Annotated in this window: 14 protein-coding genes; 11 read left to right on the forward strand and 3 right to left on the reverse strand. The window is 76.6% G+C overall.

Annotated elements, in window-relative coordinates; all coding sequences use genetic code 11:
* The first annotated feature begins 90 nt into the window (after nucleotides 1-90).
* The 10 genes from MT994_RS11395 to MT994_RS11440 all read left to right on the forward strand — a co-directional run bounded on the left by MT994_RS11395 (nucleotide 91) and on the right by MT994_RS11440 (nucleotide 13,755).
* Nucleotides 91-594 (forward strand): hypothetical protein, encoded by a 504-nt coding sequence (locus tag MT994_RS11395; RefSeq protein ID WP_128957644.1) that lies wholly within the window; start codon nucleotides 91-93, stop codon nucleotides 592-594.
* Between the two features lie 85 nt (nucleotides 595-679).
* Entirely contained in the window at nucleotides 680-1,381 is a 702-nt protein-coding gene (locus tag MT994_RS11400; protein ID WP_076403851.1) for a DUF6766 family protein, read from the forward strand.
* 145 nt (nucleotides 1,382-1,526) lie between these two features.
* Nucleotides 1,527-2,987: an MFS transporter gene (locus tag MT994_RS11405; protein ID WP_354806330.1), complete on the forward strand. Its 1,461-nt coding sequence runs from the start codon at nucleotides 1,527-1,529 to the stop codon at nucleotides 2,985-2,987.
* 2 nt (nucleotides 2,988-2,989) lie between these two features.
* Nucleotides 2,990-5,170: a molybdopterin oxidoreductase family protein gene (locus MT994_RS11410; RefSeq protein WP_354806331.1), complete on the forward strand. Its 2,181-nt coding sequence runs from the start codon at nucleotides 2,990-2,992 to the stop codon at nucleotides 5,168-5,170.
* Nucleotides 5,167-6,903 (forward strand): FAD-dependent oxidoreductase, encoded by a 1,737-nt coding sequence (locus tag MT994_RS11415; RefSeq protein ID WP_354806333.1) that lies wholly within the window; start codon nucleotides 5,167-5,169, stop codon nucleotides 6,901-6,903. The genes MT994_RS11410 and MT994_RS11415 overlap by 4 nt, the downstream gene beginning before the upstream one ends.
* 256 nt (nucleotides 6,904-7,159) lie before the next feature.
* A complete protein-coding gene (nirB, locus tag MT994_RS11420) occupies nucleotides 7,160-9,901 on the forward strand; it encodes a nitrite reductase large subunit NirB (RefSeq protein ID WP_354806334.1) in 2,742 nt (913 codons plus the stop codon).
* Nucleotides 9,898-10,338 (forward strand): nitrite reductase small subunit NirD, encoded by a 441-nt coding sequence (gene nirD / locus MT994_RS11425; RefSeq protein WP_354806336.1) that lies wholly within the window; start codon nucleotides 9,898-9,900, stop codon nucleotides 10,336-10,338. Before nirB ends, nirD begins: the two co-directional genes overlap by 4 nt.
* Nucleotides 10,335-11,690, forward strand: a complete 1,356-nt coding sequence (gene cobA / locus MT994_RS11430) for a uroporphyrinogen-III C-methyltransferase (protein ID WP_354806337.1) — start codon at nucleotides 10,335-10,337, stop codon at nucleotides 11,688-11,690. Before nirD ends, cobA begins: the two co-directional genes overlap by 4 nt.
* Before the next feature lie 125 nt (nucleotides 11,691-11,815).
* Nucleotides 11,816-12,907, forward strand: a complete 1,092-nt coding sequence (locus tag MT994_RS11435; RefSeq protein ID WP_354806434.1) for a uroporphyrinogen-III synthase — start codon at nucleotides 11,816-11,818, stop codon at nucleotides 12,905-12,907.
* The gene (locus MT994_RS11440; protein WP_354806338.1) at nucleotides 12,904-13,755 is read left to right on the forward strand and encodes a sirohydrochlorin chelatase; all 852 of its coding nucleotides are present in this window, start codon (nucleotides 12,904-12,906) and stop codon (nucleotides 13,753-13,755) included. The genes MT994_RS11435 and MT994_RS11440 overlap by 4 nt, the downstream gene beginning before the upstream one ends.
* On the opposite strand, the gene MT994_RS11445 is transcribed toward MT994_RS11440, so the two are convergent.
* Nucleotides 13,688-15,217, reverse strand: coding sequence for an MFS transporter (locus tag MT994_RS11445; protein WP_354806340.1), 1,530 nt, complete (start codon nucleotides 15,215-15,217; stop codon nucleotides 13,688-13,690). The genes MT994_RS11440 and MT994_RS11445 overlap by 68 nt on opposite strands.
* The gene (locus tag MT994_RS11450; protein WP_354806342.1) at nucleotides 15,214-16,242 is read right to left on the reverse strand and encodes a zinc-binding dehydrogenase; all 1,029 of its coding nucleotides are present in this window, start codon (nucleotides 16,240-16,242) and stop codon (nucleotides 15,214-15,216) included. The genes MT994_RS11445 and MT994_RS11450 overlap by 4 nt, the downstream gene beginning before the upstream one ends.
* A gap of 232 nt (nucleotides 16,243-16,474) precedes the next feature.
* On the opposite strand from MT994_RS11450, the gene soxR reads away from it, so the two are divergent.
* A complete protein-coding gene (gene soxR / locus MT994_RS11455) occupies nucleotides 16,475-16,945 on the forward strand; it encodes a redox-sensitive transcriptional activator SoxR (protein WP_074804932.1) in 471 nt (156 codons plus the stop codon).
* Nucleotides 16,946-17,028: 83 nt separating this feature from the next.
* Here soxR and MT994_RS11460 read toward each other — a convergent pair whose 3' ends face one another.
* A complete protein-coding gene (locus tag MT994_RS11460; protein WP_354806344.1) occupies nucleotides 17,029-17,751 on the reverse strand; it encodes a GNAT family N-acetyltransferase in 723 nt (240 codons plus the stop codon).
* Nucleotides 17,752-17,803: the final 52 nt, after the last annotated feature.

Here is a 17,803-nt window from a genome sequence, read left to right on the forward strand (position 1 = left end):
GCCGCTCGGCACCTCGAGGTGCCGAGCGGGCGCGCCCCGTGCCGAACCGTGCCTGGGCCACTGCTTGCGAGCGCACCCAGAACCGCGAGCATGAGGCTCAGCGCCGGCGACACGGTCGGCGTGGCGTCGCCACGGGAGGGTCGTGTGCTCGGGAGTGCTGGTCGGCGGTCACGGACGGGTCCGGGCGTCGGGCTCGCGGCCCTCGCGCTCGTGACCGCCACGCTCGCGGGGTGCGCGGGACCCGGCGCGGCGGAGGCGCGGGACGTCGTCGAGGACCTCGCGGGCGCGCTCGCCACGGGGGACGGTGACGCGGCGTGCGCCCTGATCCTGCCCGACGCCGCCGACGCGCTCGCCGCCGACGAGGGCGAGCCGTGCGCGGACGTCGTCACCGCGCCGGACGGCCCGCTCGCCGGGCTGGCCGCGGCCGGACCCGCCGTCGTCGTCGAGGACGTCCACGTCGCGGGACGTCAGGCGCAGGTCGTGACGGCGACCGACACCGTCTTCCTCGCGCTCTCCGGTGACGCGTGGGTGGTCACCGCGGCGGGCTGCACGCCCCGCGACGACCGCCCCTACGACTGCGAGGTGGAGGCATGAGGGTCCCACGGCTGATGTTCTGGGCCACGCTCGTGCTCGTCGTCGCGGGCCTCGCGGTCACGGTCGTGCTGGCGGCGGTGCACCGATGAGCGCCGGCAGCGGGAAGGGCGGCGTCCTCGGTGGCCTGCGCGCGAGCTCGCTGAGCCTGTTCTTCGCGCTCGCGTTCCTCGCGTCGCTCGTCGCGCAGGCCGTGAGCGGCGTCGCCGTCTTCAACACCGACCAGCGGGCGGCGGGCCTCGACCCGGTGACGTTCGGCCAGTACGTGCTGTCGTCGGCGTTCTGGGTCGACGTCACGGAGAACTGGCAGTCCGAGTACCTGCAGTTCCTCCTCTTCATCACCGCGACGGTGTGGTTCGTGCAGCGGGGCTCGCCCGAGTCGAAGAAGCTCGACCAGGCGGGCCGCGAGTCCGACGAGGACCAGAAGGTCGGCGAGCACGCGACCGCCGACTCCCCGGCGTGGGCCCGCGCCCGGGGCTGGCGGCTCGCCGTCTACTCGCGCTCCCTGTCGCTCGTCATGGGCGCGATCTTCCTCGGGTCGTGGGCCGCGCAGTCGGCGGCGGGTGCGGTCGCGTTCAGCGAGGAGCAGCTGCGCGACCTCCAGGACCCCGTGCCGTGGACGGAGTACCTGTCCATGCCGGACTTCTGGAGCCGCACGTTCCAGAACTGGCAGTCCGAGATGCTGGCCGTCCTCAGCATGGTCGTGCTCGCGATCTACCTGCGCGAGCGCGGGTCGCCCGAGTCCAAGCCGGTGGGCTCGTCCCACGAGGCGACCGGCGTCGAGGGCTGACGGCGACCGCACGGACGGCCGCTCACAGCGGCCGCCGAGCGGGTGTGCGGAAGACCTCACACGGGCTTAACGGGGGTCGCGCGCGGGGGAAACACGGCGTTCCTAGCGTCCTGGTCACTGACCGGGACCTGCTGAAGGAGCCGCCATGTCCGCGCCCACGAGCCCCACCACCCACGAGGGTGAGCAGTCCGCAGCCCGCACGTCCGGCGTCGTGCCCGCGACGCCGCCCGCCGCGGGACTCGCCCCGGCACCACCCAGGACGCCGCACCGCCGCTCCGGGCGGTGGATCGACCGCTGGGACCCGGAGGACCCGACGTTCTGGCGCGACGGCGGCCGCCGGGTCGCGACCCGCAATCTGGGGATCTCGGTGTTCGCGGAGTTCCTCGGCTTCGCGGTCTGGGCGCTGTGGTCGATCGTCGTGCCGCAGCTCCCCGCCGCCGGGTTCACCTTCACCGTGGACCAGCAGTTCTGGCTCATCGCCGTGCCGAGCCTCGTCGGAGCGACGCTGCGCATCCCCTACACGTTCGCCGTGCCCCTGTTCGGCGGGCGCAACTGGACGGTCGTGTCCGCCCTCCTCCTGCTGCTCCCGACGGCGGCGCTCGCGGTCGTCGTGCAGGACCCCGGCACGTCGTTCGGCGTGATGCTGGCCGTCGCGGCGCTCGCCGGCTTCGGCGGCGGCAACTTCGCGTCCTCGATGGCGAACATCTCGTTCTTCTACCCGGAGCGGGAGAAGGGCAAGGCGCTGGGCCTCAACGCCGCGGGCGGCAACCTGGGGACGGCGGTCGTGCAGCTCGCGGTGCCGCTCGTCATCGTCGCCGGGGCGGGTGTCGCGCTCGAGCGCGCGGGCCTCATGATGATCCCGTTCATCCTGCTCGCGGCGTTCCTCGCGTGGCGGTTCATGGACAACCTCGCCACGGCGAAGGCGGACCCGCGGTCGTTCGCCGTCGCGACGCGGAACCGGCACACGTGGATCATCTCGTTCCTCTACATCGGGACGTTCGGGTCGTTCATCGGCTACGCCGGTGCGTTCCCGACGCTCCTCGCGGGCCAGTTCCCGGAGGTCACGCTCTCGATCGCGTTTCTCGGCGCGCTGGTCGGCTCGGTGTCCCGGCCGCTGGGCGGCATCGTCGCGGACCGCCTGGGCGGCGCGCGCGTGACGATCGCGTCGTACGGGGTCATGGCGCTCGGCGCGGTCGGCGCGATCCGGGCGCTGGAGACGCACAGCTTCGGCCTCTTCTTCGCGTCGTTCCTCGTCCTGTTCGTCGCGACGGGCGTCGGCAACGGCTCGACCTACCGGATGATCCCGGCCGTCTTCCAGGCGAGCGCGGCGCGGGCCCTCGACGGCCCGACGGCGAGCGACCCCGCGGCCCTCGCCGCGGCCCGGGTCCGCGCCCGCCAGGCCGCGGCCGGGTGCATCGGGATCGCGGGCGCCGTCGGCGCGTTCGGCGGGTTCCTCATCCCGCGCGGGTTCGCCGCGTCGACGAGCCTCTCCGGCTCGCTCGTGCCCGCCCTGTGGACGTTCGTGGGGATGTACGCCGTGATGGCGGTCGTCGCGTGGGCGGTCTACCTGCGCGAGGGCTCGGCCCTCGCGGCGGCCGGGATCTGAGCGTGGACACCCACTGCCCCTACTGCGCGCTCCAGTGCGGCATGACGCTCACCCCCGCGCGCGGCCCGCTGCCGGTCGCGGTCGCCCCGCGCGACTTCCCGACCAACCGGGGCGGGCTGTGCCAGAAGGGCTGGACGAGCGCGACGGTCCTGCGCGCGCCCGACCGGTTGACGAGCCCGCTCCTGCGCGGGCCCGGCGGCGAGCTCCGGCCCGCCCCGTGGGACGAGGCCCTCGACGTGGTCGCGGCCGGGATCGAGCGGGTCCAGGCCGCGCACGGCTGCGACGCCGTCGCGGTGTTCGGGGGCGGCGGCCTGACGAACGAGAAGGCGTACGCGCTCGGGAAGTTCGCGCGCACGGTGCTGCGGACCGCGAACATCGACTACAACGGGCGGTTCTGCATGGCGTCCGCCGCGGCGGGGGCGAACCGCGCGTTCGGCGCCGACCGCGGGCTCCCGTTCCCGCTCGCCGACCTCGGCGGCGCGGACGCCGTGCTGCTGCTCGGGTCGAACGTCGCCGAGACGATGCCGCCGTCCGTCCAGCACCTCGCCGGCGTGCGCGCGCGGGGCGGGCTCGTCGTCGTGGACCCGCGCCGCAGCGCGACGGCGGCGCTCACGGGGGAGGCGGGGGACGCCGTCGGGCAGGGGGTGCACCTGCAGCCGGTCCCGGGCACCGACCTCGTGGTGCTGCTCGCGCTGCTGCACGTCGTGGTCGCGGAGGGGCTCGCGGACACGGCCTACCTCGACGCGCGCACGACCGGGTTCGACGACGTCCGCCGGTCCGTCGCCGGGTGGTGGCCCGAGCGCGCGGAGACGGTGTGCGGGGTGCCGGCGGGACGGCTGCGGCACGTCGCCCGGCTGCTCGCGGCGGCGTCGCCCGTCCACGGGGGCGCGGGTGCGTACGTGCTCACGGGCCGCGGCGTCGAGCAGTCCGCGCAGGGTACGGCGACCGTGACCGCGGCGATCGACCTCGCGCTCGCCCTCGGCCTGCCCGGCCGCGTGGGGTCCGGGTACGGCGCGATCACCGGCCAGGGCAACGGGCAGGGCGGACGCGAGCACGGGCAGAAGGCGGACCAGCTCCCCGGGTACCGCAGGATCGACGACCCGGCGGCCCGCACGCACGTCGCCGCGGTGTGGGGCGTCGACCCGGAGTCGCTCCCCGGTCCTGGGATGCCCGCCGTCGAGCTCCTGCGGTCGCTCGGCGCGCGGCCCGGACCGGGCGGTGCGACCACGACCTACGCCGAGGACGGGCGCCCGCGCGCCTTGCTCCTGCACGGGTCGAACGTCGTGGTGAGCGCCCCGGACGCGGACCGGGTCGCGGCGAACCTGCGCGCGCTCGACCTGCTCGTCGTGTGCGACCTCGTGCCGTCGGAGACGGCGCTGCTCGCGGACGTCGTGCTGCCCGTGACGCAGTGGGCCGAGGAGGAGGGCACCATGACGTCGCTCGAGGGTCGCGTGATCCGACGGCGCCGCGCGGTCGTCGCGCCGGGCGAGGCACGGTCGGAGCTGTGGATCCTGGCGGAGCTCGCGCGTCGGCTGGGATCGCCGGTCTCCTTCCCGACCGACCCGGCCGTCGTCTTCGACGAGCTCGCGCGCGCGTCCGCGGGCGGCGTCGCGGACTACGCCGGGCTCAGCCACGCGCGCCTCGACGCGGACGAGGCGGACGGCGGCCCGGGCCTGCACTGGCCGGTGCCGTCCCCCGACCACCCGGGCACCCCGCGGATGTTCCTCGACCGGTTCCCGACGCCGGACGGACGTGCCCGCCTGGTCGCGGTCGACCACACGGGCCCGAGCGACGACGTGCGGCCCGACGCGCCGCTCTACCTCGTCACGGGCCGCGTGCTCCAGCACTACCAGTCGGGCGCGCAGACCCGGCGCGTGCCGGAGCTCGACCGCCTCGTCCCGGAGCCGTTCGTCGAGGTCCACCCGGTTCTGGGCACGCGCCTCGGCATCGACGACGGAGACCGGGCGCGCCTCACGACCGCGCGCGGCGCGATCGAGGCGGTCGTGCGGTGGACGGACCGCGTCCGGCCGGACACGGTCTTCATGCCCTTCCACTGGGGCGGCGTGGGCAGCGTCAACCGCGTGACGACCGACGCGACCGACCCCGTCTCCGGGATGCCGGAGTTCAAGGTCTGCGCCGTGGACGTGCGACGCGCCCCTGCGCTCCAGGAGGTCGTGGGATGACGCGCGTCGTCGTGGTCGGTCACGGCATGGTCGGGTCGCGGTTCGCGGGCGACCTCGCGGCGCGGTGCGGCGCCTCCGGGGGTTCGGCGGGCGTCGAGGTCACCGTGCTCGGCGCGGAGGAGCACGAGCCGTACAACCGCGTGCTGCTCAGCGAGGTCGTCGCGGGCCGGGCCGACGTCGCGACGATCGCCCTGCCTGTCGCGGACGACGCGCGCGTCACGGTCCGGCGGGGCACCGAGGCCCTCGCGGTCGACCGGGCGTCGCGCCGCGTCTTCACGGGCGAGGGTGCCTACCCGTACGACGTCGTCGTGCTCGCGACGGGCGCCGCGGCGCGCGTCCCCGAGGTGCCCGGCCTCACCGGCCTGCCCGGCGGCCTGCCGCGTGGCGCGCACGTCCTGCGAACGCTCGACGACGCACGCGCGATCGTCGCGAGGTCGCTCGACGCGCGGCACGCCGTCGTCGTGGGAGCGGGCGTCCTCGGCCTCGAGGTCGCGTGCGGGCTCGCGCGTCGCGGCGTCGCCGTGAGCCTCGTGCACGGCGGCGCGAGCGTGATGGACCGCCAGCTCGACCGTGCGGCGGGCGGCGTCGTCGCGCGCGGTCTCGCCGGGCTCGGGGTGCGCGCCTGGACCTCAGCCCGGACCGAGCGCGTGGTCGTGGCCGGCGGCAGCGTGCGGGGCGTGACGCTCCGCGTGCCCGACGGCGGCCCGCACGACCGCGCGGCGGATCGGCCGGGCGCGGCCGGGGGAGCGCCGGACGGCATGCGTCGCGTCGACCTCGACGCCGACCTCGTCGTGCTCGCGTGCGGCACCGTGCCCGAGGCCGGGCTCGCACGGGCGGCGGGGCTCACGGTCGACCGTGGGGTCGTCGTCGGGCCCGACCTCGCCAGCCCGGACGACCCGCGCGTGTTCGCGATCGGCGACTGCGCCCAGCCGCCCGAGGGCGGCACCGGGCTGATCGCCCAGGGGTGGGACCAGGCGCGCCGGCTCGCGCAGCACCTCGCGGAGCGGCTCGCCGCCGGGGCCGACGGCGCGGGGAGGCCGGGCGCCGCGCAGGGGGCCGCGCCCGACCGGCGGCGTGCGCGCCGAGGACCGGCCGCCGACCGGCCGAGCGTGGCGCTGCGGCTCGCCACGGACGTCGTCGCGCGCCCGCTCGCGCCGACGTCCGACCCCGGGGTCGGCACGCGCGCGACCGCCGGGACCGACGTCGTGCGGGTCAAGGCGGCGGGGCTCGAGATCGTGACGATGGGCGTGTGCGGCGAGCGTCGCGCGCCCGACGCGGCGCACCGGTCCGTGACGCTGAGCGACCCGGCGGCGGGGCGGCACGTCGAGGTCGTCGTCGCGGACGGGCTGCTCGTCGGCGCGACGTGCGTCGGCGCGCCCGAGGTGGGCGCCGACCTCACCGCCGCGTACACGCGCCGCGTCCCCGTGCCCGCCGACCCGGCCCACCTGCTGCTGCGCCCGGTCGCGCAGGCGCCCGCGCCGGCGTCGTCCCCGACGCTCATGCCCGACCGCACGACCGTGTGCACGTGCAACGGCGTGACCAAGGGCGACGTCGTGGGCTGCTGGCACGACGGCGCCCGGAGCGTCGACGACGTCGCACGGGCGACGCGCGCGACGACGGGCTGCGGCGGGTGCAAGGACGTCGTGTGCGGCCTGGTCGACTGGCTCGCGCAGACCGACCCGGAGCAGCCGCAGGCCGACGGCGCACGGGCGAGCGTCGGCCTCGGCGCGTGAGGTCGGCAAGCCCTGCCGAGATCGGCAGTCACGATCGCCGATCTCGACACGACCTGCCGGTCTCGCACCGCTCCGCCGACCTCACACGGCGACGTCCGGCCGGGTGAGAACACCGTTACGGACGGGCAACGGGCGGGGCACGGTCGCGAAACCGCCCGTCCGTAGCGTCGTCAGCACCATCCCCGGGGGCCTCTCCTCGCTCTCGTCGGACCCCGCGGACGGTGACCGATCCGCCCCGACGCCCCAGGAGCCTGCCGTGACCGGACCGCAGACCGATCCCGCCCCCGCCCCGGCCCCCGGTGCGCCCCGGCACCTCGTCGTCGTCGGCGGCGGCATGGTGGCGCAGCGGCTCGTCGAGGCGTTGCGCGCGCGCGACGCCGAAGGGACGTGGCGCGTCTCGCTCTTCGCCGAGGAGCCGCGCAAGCCGTACGACCGCGTCGCCCTGACGAGCTACTTCTCGGCGCGCGACGCCGAGGAGCTCACGCTCGGCGACCCTGCCCTGTGGGACGACCCGCTGGTCACGCTGCACCGCGACTGCGCGGTGACGTCGATCGACCGCGAGGCGCAGACCGTCACCGACCGGCTCGGGCGCGTGCACGCCTACGACGAGCTCGTCCTCGCGACCGGTTCGAACGCCGCGCGCCCCCCGATCCCCGGCAACGAGCTGCCCGGCGTGTTCGTCTACCGCACGATCGACGACGTCGCGGCACTGCGCGGCTGGGTCGAGGAGAAGCGGCGCGACGCCAGGACCGAGGGTGGCTGGGAACGCCCGGTGCGCGGCGCCGTCATCGGCGGCGGACTCCTGGGCCTCGAGGCCGCGGGCGCGCTCAAGGCCCTCGGCGCGCAGGCCACGGTCGTCCAGTTCGGCACGCACCTGATGGACGCGCAGATCGACCTGGGCGGCGGCGAGGCCCTCAAGCGCCTCATCAACGGCATGGGCATCGCGGTCCGGTGCGACACCGGGACCAAGGAGCTGAGGGTCTCCCGCAAGACCGGGCACGTGGGCCGGCTCGACTTCGCCGACGGCGGCCGGCTCGACGTCGACGTCGTGGTCCTCGCGACGGGCGTGCGGCCGCGTGACGAGCTCGCGCGCGCGGCGGGGCTCGCGGTCGGGGAGCGCGGTGGCGCCGTCGTGGACCTCGCGTGCCGCACCGAGGACGAGCACGTGTGGGCGGTCGGCGAGGTCGCGTGCCTCGAGGGCCGGTGCCTCGGCCTGGTCGCGCCGGGCTACGCCATGGCGGAGGTCGTCGTGGACCGCCTGCTCGGCGGCGAGGCGACGTTCCCCGGTGCGGACACGGCGACCAAGCTCAAGCTCCAGGGGGTCGACGTCGCGAGCTTCGGCGACGCGCACGGCCGCACCGAGGGCGCGATGGAGCTCGTCTGGGCCGACCCGGTCGCGGGCGTCTACAAGAAGCTCGTCCTGTCCGACGACGCGCGCACCCTCCTGGGCGGCGTGTTCGTGGGCGACGCCGCGCCGTACGCGTCGCTGCGGCCGATGCTGGGCACGGAGCTCCCCGGCGACCCGGGGCTGTTCCTGCTCCCCGAGGGGTCCGGCGGCGGGGCGCCGGACCTCGAGCTCCCCGACGACGCCACGGTCTGCTCGTGCAACAACGTCGGCGCGGGCACGATCCGGGGTGCGGTCACCGAGCACGGGTGCACCGACCTCGCGGGCGTCAAGGCGTGCACGCGCGCGGGGACGAGCTGCGGGTCGTGCCTGCCGCTCGTCAAGAAGATCACGACGACGGAGCTCGCCCGGGCCGGCGTCGAGGTCTCGAACGCGCTGTGCGAGCACTTCGACCTCTCGCGCGCGCAGCTCTTCGACGCGGTGCGCGTCGCGGACCTGCACACGTTCAGCGAGATCGTCGCGCGGTTCGGCCGGGGTGTCACTGCGCCGGTGGACGAGAGCGCAGCCACGCAGGGTGCCGTGCTGGTGCGCGACGCCGGGCGCGGTTGCGACATCTGCAAGCCCACGATCGCGTCGATCCTCGCGTCGCTCGGCAACGGTCACGTCCTCGACGGCGAGCAGGCGACGCTGCAGGACACGAACGACCACGTCCTGGCGAACATGCAGAAGGACGGCACGTACTCGGTGGTCCCGCGCATCCCGGGGGGAGAGATCACACCGGACGGGCTGCTCGTCATCGGGCAGGTCGCCAAGGACTTCGGGCTCTACACGAAGATCACGGGCGGCCAGCGCATCGACATGTTCGGGGCGCGCATCGAGCAGCTCCCGCAGATCTGGCGCCGGCTCGTGGAGCACGGGTTCGAGTCCGGCCACGCGTACGGCAAGTCGCTGCGCACGGTGAAGTCGTGCGTCGGGTCCACGTGGTGCCGGTTCGGCGTGCAGGACTCGGTGGGCATGGCCGTCGAGCTCGAGCTCCGGTACCGCGGCCTGCGCTCGCCGCACAAGATCAAGCTCGGCGTCTCGGGGTGCGCGCGCGAGTGCGCCGAGGCGCGCGGCAAGGACGTCGGCGTCATCGCGACGGACAAGGGCTGGAACGTGTACGTCGGCGGCAACGGCGGGTTCACGCCCCGGCACGCGCAGCTCCTCGCCGAGGACCTGGACGACGAGGCGCTCGTGCGCACCATCGACCGCTTCCTCATGTACTACGTCCGGACGGCCGACCGCCTGCAGCGCACGGCCGCGTGGGTCGAGGACCACGAAGGCGGTCTCGACGCGATCCGCGAGGTGGTCGTCGAGGACTCGCTCGGCATCGGTGCCGACCTCGACGCCGCGATGGCCCGCCACGTCGGCGACTACGAGGACGAGTGGCGCGCCGTCCTCGAGGACCCGGAGAAGCTGCGCCGCTTCGGCTCGTTCGTCAACGCGCCCGCCGAGCCCGACCCCGACCTCGCGTACGTCACCGAGCGCGGCCAGATCCGGCCCGCCAGGGCGGACGAGCGGGCCGCCCTCGAGGAGGCCCGCGCCTCGGGTCTCGCCACCGTCCCCGCCGGCCCCGTGGTGATCGCCGGCACGACCCTGGAGGTCCGTCGATGAGCGTCGTGCCAGCAGAGCAGGCCGCGTACCCCGTAGAGACGCCGACGTCGGACGCGGCGGGGTGGGAGCGCGTGTGCCTCCTGCGCGACCTCTTGGTCGAACGCGGCGCCGCCGCCCTCGTCGGCGGGGTGCAGGTCGCACTGTTCCGCCTCCCCGACGACACGGTCCGCGTCGTGCAGCAGCGCGACCCGTTCTCCGGTGCGAACGTCCTGTCGCGCGGCATCGTCGGCACGCGCGGGGGCGTGCCGACGGTCGCCGGCCCCATGTACAAGCAGGTCTTCGACCTCACGACCGGTCGCTGCCTCGAGACCGCCGGGTACGCGCCCGTCGAGGGCCTCGCGCCGGACCTGGCGACGTGGCCCGCCGAGGTGCGCGACGGCGTCGTGCACGTGGGCCTGCGCCCCTACGCCGCCGGGCCTGCGGACGGTGCGTCGTGACGACGCTCCTCGGGATCGACCTCGCCGGGCGCACGGTGCTCGTCGCGGGCGGCGGCCCCGTCGCGGCCCGCCGCGCGCGGGCCATGGCCGACGACGGCGCGCACGTCCGCGTCGTCGCCCCCCAGGTCTGCGAGGACCTGCGCGATCTCGTCGCCGCCTCGCTGCGCGCCCCGCTCCGGGCACCGTCACCCGCCGGGCTGCGGGCCGACGGCGAGGTCGCGCCGGGTGGTCGCGTCACCTGGGCGCCGCGCGACGTCCGCGAGTCCGACCTCGAGGACGCGTGGCTCGTGCTCGCGGCGACGGACGACTCGGGGACCAACCGGGACGTCGCCGCGTGGGCCGCCGCGCGCCGCACCTGGTGCGTCAACGCCGGGGCGGCGCACGAGGGCACCGCGCGCACGCCCGCGACGACCCGCAGCGGCGACGTCCTCGTCGGGGTCGTCACGGGCGCCCCCGCGGTCGGCGTGCCGGCGGACGTCCGGGAACGACGAGCGGCTGACGCCGCGGCCGAGCGGCGCGGTCCGGACCCGCGGCGGGCGCGCGCGGTACGCGACGCGATCGCCGAGCACCTGCGCTCCGGCAGGGCCGACCAGCGGCGCCACCGCCCTGCGCCGGGCGGCCTGGGGCGTGTGACGCTCGTCGGCGGAGGGCCCGGCGCGGTCGACCTGCTCACGGTCCGGGGCCGCCGGGCGCTCGCGGAGGCGGACGTCGTCGTCGCGGACCGGCTCGGGCCGGTCGACGTGCTCGACGAGCTCGCGCCCGGCGTCGAGGTGATCGACGTCGGCAAGACGCCCGGCCACCACCCCGTGCCGCAGCACGAGATCAACGCCCTCCTCGTGGAGCACGCGCAGCGCGGCCGGCGCGTCGTGCGGCTCAAGGGCGGCGACCCGTTCGTCTACGGGCGCGGCGGCGAAGAGGTGCTCGCGTGCCGCGCGGCGGGCGTGCCGGTCGACGTCGTGCCGGGCGTGTCGAGCGCGCTGAGCGTCCCGGCGCTCGCGGGCATCCCGCTCACGCACCGGGGCACGGTCGCCGCGTTCCACGTGGTCAGCGGTCACGACGGGCTCGACGCCGCCGCGCTCGCCGGGGTGCGCGACCGCACGGCTACGCTGGTGGTCCTCATGGGTGTCTCGCAGCTCGCACGCATCACGGCCCAGGCCCTCGACGCCGAGGCCGACCCTGCGCTGCCCGTCGCGATCGTGGAGAACGGGTCGACGCCGCGCCAGCGCGTCACGCGGGCCCCGCTCGGCGAGATCGTGGAGCGCGCCGCCCAGTCTGGGGTCCGACCCCCGGCGATCATCGTGGTGGGGGACGTCGCCGCCGCGGGACGGCTCGACCCGGCGACGGTCGCGTGACCGGCACCGGCGGCACCGAGGTCGACCCGCCCGTCGCGACGTCGACCCGCGGAGGGTCGATCTCGGACGCTCGGGTCGATCTCGCGTCCGGCCCCGACGCCGATCGCCCCACCCTCGGCCAGGTCATGGCCGGCTGCACCGTGCTCGTCACGGCCGACCGCCGCAAGAGCGAGCTCGCCGCCGCCCTCCAGCGCCGGGGCGCCGAGGTCCGCCACGCGCCCGCGCTGAGCATGATCCCGCACGCCGACGACGAGCAGCTCCTCGCCGGGACGCGTGACCTCGTCGAGCGACCGCCGGACGTCGTCGTCGTGACGACCGGCATCGGCTTCCGGTCCTGGGTCGAGGCTGCGGACGCGCACGGCCTCGCCGACCGCCTGCTCGAGGTGCTCGCCGACGCGCGGATCGTCGCGCGTGGACCCAAGGCGCGCGGCGCGATCCAGGCCGCCGGGCTCACGGCCGACTGGGTCGCCGAGTCGGAGACGTCGGCCGAGATCGCCGACGTGCTGCTCGGCGAGGGCGTCGCCGGGCTGCGGATCGCCGTCCAGCACCACGGTGCGGGGGCCGACGGCCTCGACGTCGTGTTCGCCGAGGCGGGCGCCGAGGTCGCGAGCCTCGTCGTCTACCGCTGGGGGCCGCCGCCCGACCCCGAGGCGCTGCGCGCGTCGGTCGAGGCCGCAGCCGTCGGGGAGATCGACGCCGTGGTCTTCACCTCCGCGCCCGGCGCCGAGGCGTGGCTGAGCGCCGCCGAGGAGCACGGCGTGGGGCGGCTCGTCGTGTCCCGGTTCCAGGACGGGTCGATGGTCGCGGCCGCCGTCGGTCCCGTCACCGCGCGGCCGCTCGAGCACCGCGGCGTCACGCCGCTGCAGCCGGAGCGCGGACGCCTCGGCGCGCTCGTGCGGACGCTCGTCGCGCACTACGAGAAGGCCGAGACGGTGGCCCTCGCGACCGTCGCCGGGACGCTCCAGATCCGCTCGCGCGTCGCCGTGCTCGACGGCGAGGTGCTGCCCCTCTCGCCCAGCAGCCTCGAGGTGCTGCGCCTCCTCGCCGCGCGCCGTGGCGAGGTCGTCACGCGCGACGACGTGCTCGACGTCCTGCCCGGCGACTCGCGCGACCCGCACGCGGCCGAGGTCGCGGTCGCGCGCCTGCGCGAGGCCACCGGTCGCCGGGACCTCGTCAAGACCGTCGTCAAGCGCGGATACCGATTGGAGCTCGTATGAGCCCGGACAGCCCCACCTCCCTCGACGCCGTCTCCGATGCTCCGGCCGGTCCGCGCGCCGCGACGCCGGCGCTCGTCGGCTGCTCCCACGGCACGGACGACCTCGCGGGGCGCGCGGTGGTCCGCGCGCTCCTGGACGACGTGCGCGCGGCCCGCCCCGACCTCGACGTGCGCGAGGCGTTCGTGGACGTCCAGCAGCCCGAGGTGGCGGACGTCGTGACCGCCGTCGTCGCGCCGTCCGACGGCGGGGCGCCCGGCGACGCCGTGGTGGTGCCCCTCTTGCTCTCCGCCGGGTTCCACGTGAGCGTGGACGTCGCCGCGGCCGTCGAGGACCGCGGCCCCGGCACCGGGGCCGCTGCCGCGTCGGGGCCGCTCGGCCCCGACCCGCGCCTCGTGGACCTGCTCGCCGAGCGGCTCACGGAGGCGGGCCTGCGCGACGGCGACGCCGTCGTGATCGCCGCCGCGGGGTCGAGCCGCCCGGGCGCCGCGCGCGACGTCGAGACGCTCGCCGCCGGGCTCCGCGAGCGCGTCCCCAGCCCGGTCTCCGTCGGCTACGGCGCCATGGCGACGCCCACGGTGCCCGACGCCGTCGCCGCCGCCCGCGCGGGCCTCGCCCCGGGCGGGCGGGTCGTCGTCGCGGCCTACCTCCTCGCGCCCGGCTTCTTCTACGACCGGGTGCTGGAGGCGGGCGCCGACGTCGTGACCGGCCCGCTCGCGCCCGACCCGCGGCTCACCGCGATCGTGCTCGACCGGTACGCCGACGCCGCCGCCGGGCTGCGCGCTACGCCCCGAGGACCGGGCGCGTGCGCGGTGCGAGGAGGGCGACGCCCGCCGCGAGCAGCACCGTGACCCCGAAGCACACGACGTACGACGCCAGGCCGAGCGTGGGGTGCAGGGCCCACAGGAGCGACCCGGTGACGGCGAGCGCGGTCGCGGCGGCGACGGCGTCGGACACCTGGAGCGCGGACGAGTTCGCGCCCTGCTCGGCGACGGGCGAGAGCTCGAGCGTGAGCACGGACAGCGTCGGGTGCGTCATGCCCATGCCGAGCCCGGCAAGGGTCCACGCGACCATCCCGACCACGGGCGGCACGGCCGTCCAGGCGAGCAGCGCGGCGCCGCCGATCCCGAGCGCGACGAGCGTCCCGCCGAGGCGCACGTAGCCCGCGTGCTGGAGCCCCCAGGTCGCCCGGCCGCGGAGCCACGACCCCGTCGACCAGCCGACGGCGCCGAACGTGAGCACGGCGCCCGCGAGCGACGGCGAGAGGCCGCGCTCGTGCGACAGCAGGAGCGGGAGCAGCACCTCGGCGCCGGTGAACGCGGCCGCGACGAGGCCGCGGATCGCGATGACGCTCGGCAGGCCGCGGGCCGCGCGGGTCGTGCCGCGGGGGAGCAGTCGGGGGACGGCGAGCGCGACGGCGGCGAGCGACGCGACGAGCAGGGCCGCGAGCCCGACCCCGCGCAGCTGGCCCGCGTAGTTGAGCGCCCCGATGCCGACGGCTGCGACGACGGCCCAGGTGAGCGACGCCTGGCGCGCGGTCCGGTCGAGCGGCGGCTCGGCGTCGTCGGGCCGGTCCCCGGACAGCGGGGTGGACGCCGGGGCGGGCTCGGGGGCCGAGCCGCGGGCGGCGCGCATCCCCGGGCGCATGAGGAACAGCGCGGGCACCGCGAGGACCGGGACGGCGAGGAACACCCAGCGCCACCCGACGTGCTCGACCACGAGCCCCGCGATGGCGGGCCCGACGATCGACGGGATCACCCAGGCCGCCGCGAACGCCGCGAAGACCTTCGGGCGCCGGTCGGTGGGGAAGACGCGCGCGACGAGCACGTACAGCGCGACGATGTACAGCCCCGTCCCGACGCCCTGGAGCACGCGGCCCGCGACGAGCACGAGCATGTCCTGCGCGAGCCCGGCGACGAGCAGCCCGGCGAGGAAGAGCCCGATGCCGGTCCACAGCGGGGTGGTCGGGCCGGCGCGGTCGCTCCAGCGCCCGGACGCCACCATGCCGACGACGCTCGACGCGAGCGACGCGGCGAACGCCAGCGTGTACAGCGTGAGCCCGTCGAGCTCGACGGCGACCGTCGGCATGGCGGTCGCGACGGCGAGCGCCTCGAACGCGCCGAGGAACACGAACGCGACCATGCCGAACAGCACCGTGCGCTGCGTCCCGGGCGAGAGCGTGCCCGCCTCGGTCGGGCCGGTCGCGGGGGCGGTCTCGGGCACGCCGACCTCTCCCGTGCCGGCCTCGCCCGCGCCGGGCGCGGGGGAGCCGTACGCCGGTGCGTCGGCGTCGGTGCGGGGGTCCGCCGTCATACGAGAACGACCTTTCCGGTGGTGGCGCGCGCTTCGAGCTCGCGGTGGGCGCGCGCGGCCTCCGCGAGGGGGATCTGGTGCGTGACGACCCGCCACGTCCCGTCCGCCGCGAGCGCGAGCGCGCGCTCCTGCAGCGCGGACAGGTCTCCCCAGGGTCGGGCCTGGGGTCCCACCGCCCACCGTACGTCCGGCGTGCCGCCGTGGGCCCCTGTTTTGCCGTCCGGGTGGTCGACGTCACCGGCCCGGTTCGGCGCCCCCGACGCCCACCCGTAGAGCACGAGGCGGCCGGTCGGCGCGACGAGGCTCGCGGCGTCGGTGCCCGCGTCGCCGCCGACGCCGTCGAGGAGCACGGTCGCGCCCTCCGGGGCGTGCTGCCCGACGGCGGTCCGCGCCTCGTCGAGCCAGCCGTCGGCCCGGTAGTCGACGGCGGCGAGGCGGTCCTCCTGCGCCTGCCCGGCGAGCGACCGCACGAGGGCGACCTTCTCCGGGCCGCCGGCGAGCGCGACGACGCGCGCCCCTGCCGCGAGCGCGCTCTGGACCAGCAACGTGCCGAGCCCGCCGGCCGCGGCCGTGACGACGACGGTGTCCGTCGCGGCGAGCTCCGCGAGGTCGAGGATGCCGACGGCGGTCCGACCGGTGCCCATCATGGCCAGCGCGTCGGGCGCGGTGACGTGGTCGGGGATCCGGTGCAGCGCCTCGACGGGCACGAGCGCCAGGCGCGCGTACCCGCCGCCGTCGGGCGTGGCGCCGAGGTGGGCCGCGACGCGTCGCCCGCGCCATGCGGCGTCCACGCCCGGCCCGACGACGTCCACCACCCCGGCGACCTCGCGCCCGGGGATCGTGGGCAGGGTGGGCAGCGGCAGGGGTCCTGCGACCTCGCCCCGGCGCAGCGTCGTGTCGAGCAGGTGGACGCCGTGCGCGCGCACGGCGACGCGTACCTGGCCGGGGCCGGGGACCGGGTCGGGGACCTGGTCCAGCACGAGGTTCTCGGGTGGTCCGAACGCGTGCAGGCGGATGGCGTCCACGGGTGCTCCTTCGGGATCGGGTCGTGCAGGGCGGTCGTGCGCGGTGCTGTGGGCGGGCCGCGTGGTGCACGGCCCCTCTGGGCCGTCGCACGGTCCGGGTCGCGCTGCCTGACGGGCGCGCCCTGCTAGTCTCGAACCTCAACAATTGTTCAGGTCAAGTGCCCCGGGCCGAGGGGTGACCGGTCGTGTCCGCCGCGTCGGCCGTCAGGCCCGTCTGCGTGGAGGTACCACCGTGCCCGACGCCGCCCCGTCCCCGAGCGACGAGCTCACCGTCGGCCAGCTCGCGGCGCGCAGCGGCGTCGCCGTGTCCGCGCTGCACTTCTACGAGCGCGAGGGGCTCATCACGAGCCGCCGGACGCCCGGCAACCAGCGGCGCTTCACGCGCGAGACGCTGCGCCGCGTCGCGTTCGTGCGCGCGTCGCAGCGCGTGGGCATCCCGCTCGCGCGCATCCGCGCCGCGCTCGCGACGCTCCCGGGCGACCGCACGCCCACGGCCAAGGACTGGCACCGGCTCTCGGCCGGGTGGCACGCCGACCTCGACGCGCGCATCGAACAGCTCACGCGCCTGCGCGACCACCTCACGGACTGCATCGGCTGCGGGTGCCTGTCGCTGCGCCGGTGCGTCCTCGTCAACCCCCACGACGCGCTCGCCGACGAGGGCCCCGGGCCCCGCACGCTGCTCGTCGAGGGGATCGAGGACTGAGCCGCACGGCGCCGAGCGTCCGATCGGCCGCGTGGCCGCGTGGCAGCGTGGCAGGAGCGTGGGCGGGCCCGGCGACGAGGCCGTCAGCCCGGCGCGCGCAGCGACCCGAACGTCGGGCGGTGGCGCAGCGCGAACCCGAGCCGCTTGTAGACGCCGATCGCGCCGACGTTCTGCGCCGCGGCGTGCAGGAACGCGCGGTCGCCCCGCTCCTGCACGTGGAACGCGACGTCGCGCACGAGGCGTGAGGCGAGGCCGCGCCCGCGGTGGTCGGGGTCGGTCGTCACGGCGCTGATCTCGGTCCACCCCGCGGGCCGCAGGCGCTCGCCCGCCATGGCGACGAGACGGCCGTCGCCGTCGCGGAACCCGACGTACCGGCCGAGGAGGTAGGTCCGCGCCTCGAACGGACCCGGTCGGCTGCGCTCGACGAGCGCGAGCATCTCCGGGACGGCGTCCGCGCCGAGCACGACCGCCTCCGGGTCGGGCCGGGTGACGAGGCGCTCGGTCTCGACGAGCTGGACCCCCTCGACGCGGGCCTCGACCGTCCAGCCGCGCGGCGGCTCGACCCCGGCCGGCGGCGCCGAGAAGTGCCCGCCCGGGCCGACGAGCGCGGCGATCGCGTCCCACACGCCCGGGTCGGTCCACGAGCGCACGCCCGTGATCGGGGAGACGTCGGCCGGGTAGCGGCGCGCCAGGTCGTCGCCCTCGGCGAGGTGCGCGTGCGCGCCGGTGAGCGCGCTCCACGACGGGTTGTCCAGGACCGGGTGGTCGACGCCGGTGGCGCCGGGCCCCGTGCTCGTCGCGGTCATGCTGCTCCTCCTCGCCCGGTCGCCCGGGTGCCGTGCCGTCGTCGCGGCCGTC

Origin of the sequence: Cellulosimicrobium sp. MI9406 (genome assembly GCF_040595865.1) — a bacterium.
Taxonomy (GTDB): Bacteria; Actinomycetota; Actinomycetes; order Actinomycetales; family Cellulomonadaceae; genus Cellulosimicrobium; species Cellulosimicrobium funkei.

Excerpts from the sequence above, each read along its gene's own strand:
- MT994_RS11395 (WP_128957644.1), top strand. The coding sequence starts at position 91 with ATGAGGCTCAGCGCCGGCGACACGGTCGGCGTGGCGTCGCCACGGGAG.
- MT994_RS11400 (WP_076403851.1), top strand. The coding sequence starts at position 680 with ATGAGCGCCGGCAGCGGGAAGGGCGGCGTCCTCGGTGGCCTGCGCGCG.
- MT994_RS11405 (WP_354806330.1), top strand. The coding sequence starts at position 1,527 with ATGTCCGCGCCCACGAGCCCCACCACCCACGAGGGTGAGCAGTCCGCA.
- MT994_RS11415 (WP_354806333.1), top strand. The coding sequence starts at position 5,167 with ATGACGCGCGTCGTCGTGGTCGGTCACGGCATGGTCGGGTCGCGGTTC.
- nirD (WP_354806336.1), top strand. The coding sequence starts at position 9,898 with ATGAGCGTCGTGCCAGCAGAGCAGGCCGCGTACCCCGTAGAGACGCCG.
- MT994_RS11435 (WP_354806434.1), top strand. The coding sequence starts at position 11,816 with ATGGCCGGCTGCACCGTGCTCGTCACGGCCGACCGCCGCAAGAGCGAG.
- MT994_RS11440 (WP_354806338.1), top strand. The coding sequence starts at position 12,904 with ATGAGCCCGGACAGCCCCACCTCCCTCGACGCCGTCTCCGATGCTCCG.
- MT994_RS11445 (WP_354806340.1), bottom strand. The coding sequence starts at position 15,217 with ATGACGGCGGACCCCCGCACCGACGCCGACGCACCGGCGTACGGCTCC.
- MT994_RS11460 (WP_354806344.1), bottom strand. The coding sequence starts at position 17,751 with ATGACCGCGACGAGCACGGGGCCCGGCGCCACCGGCGTCGACCACCCG.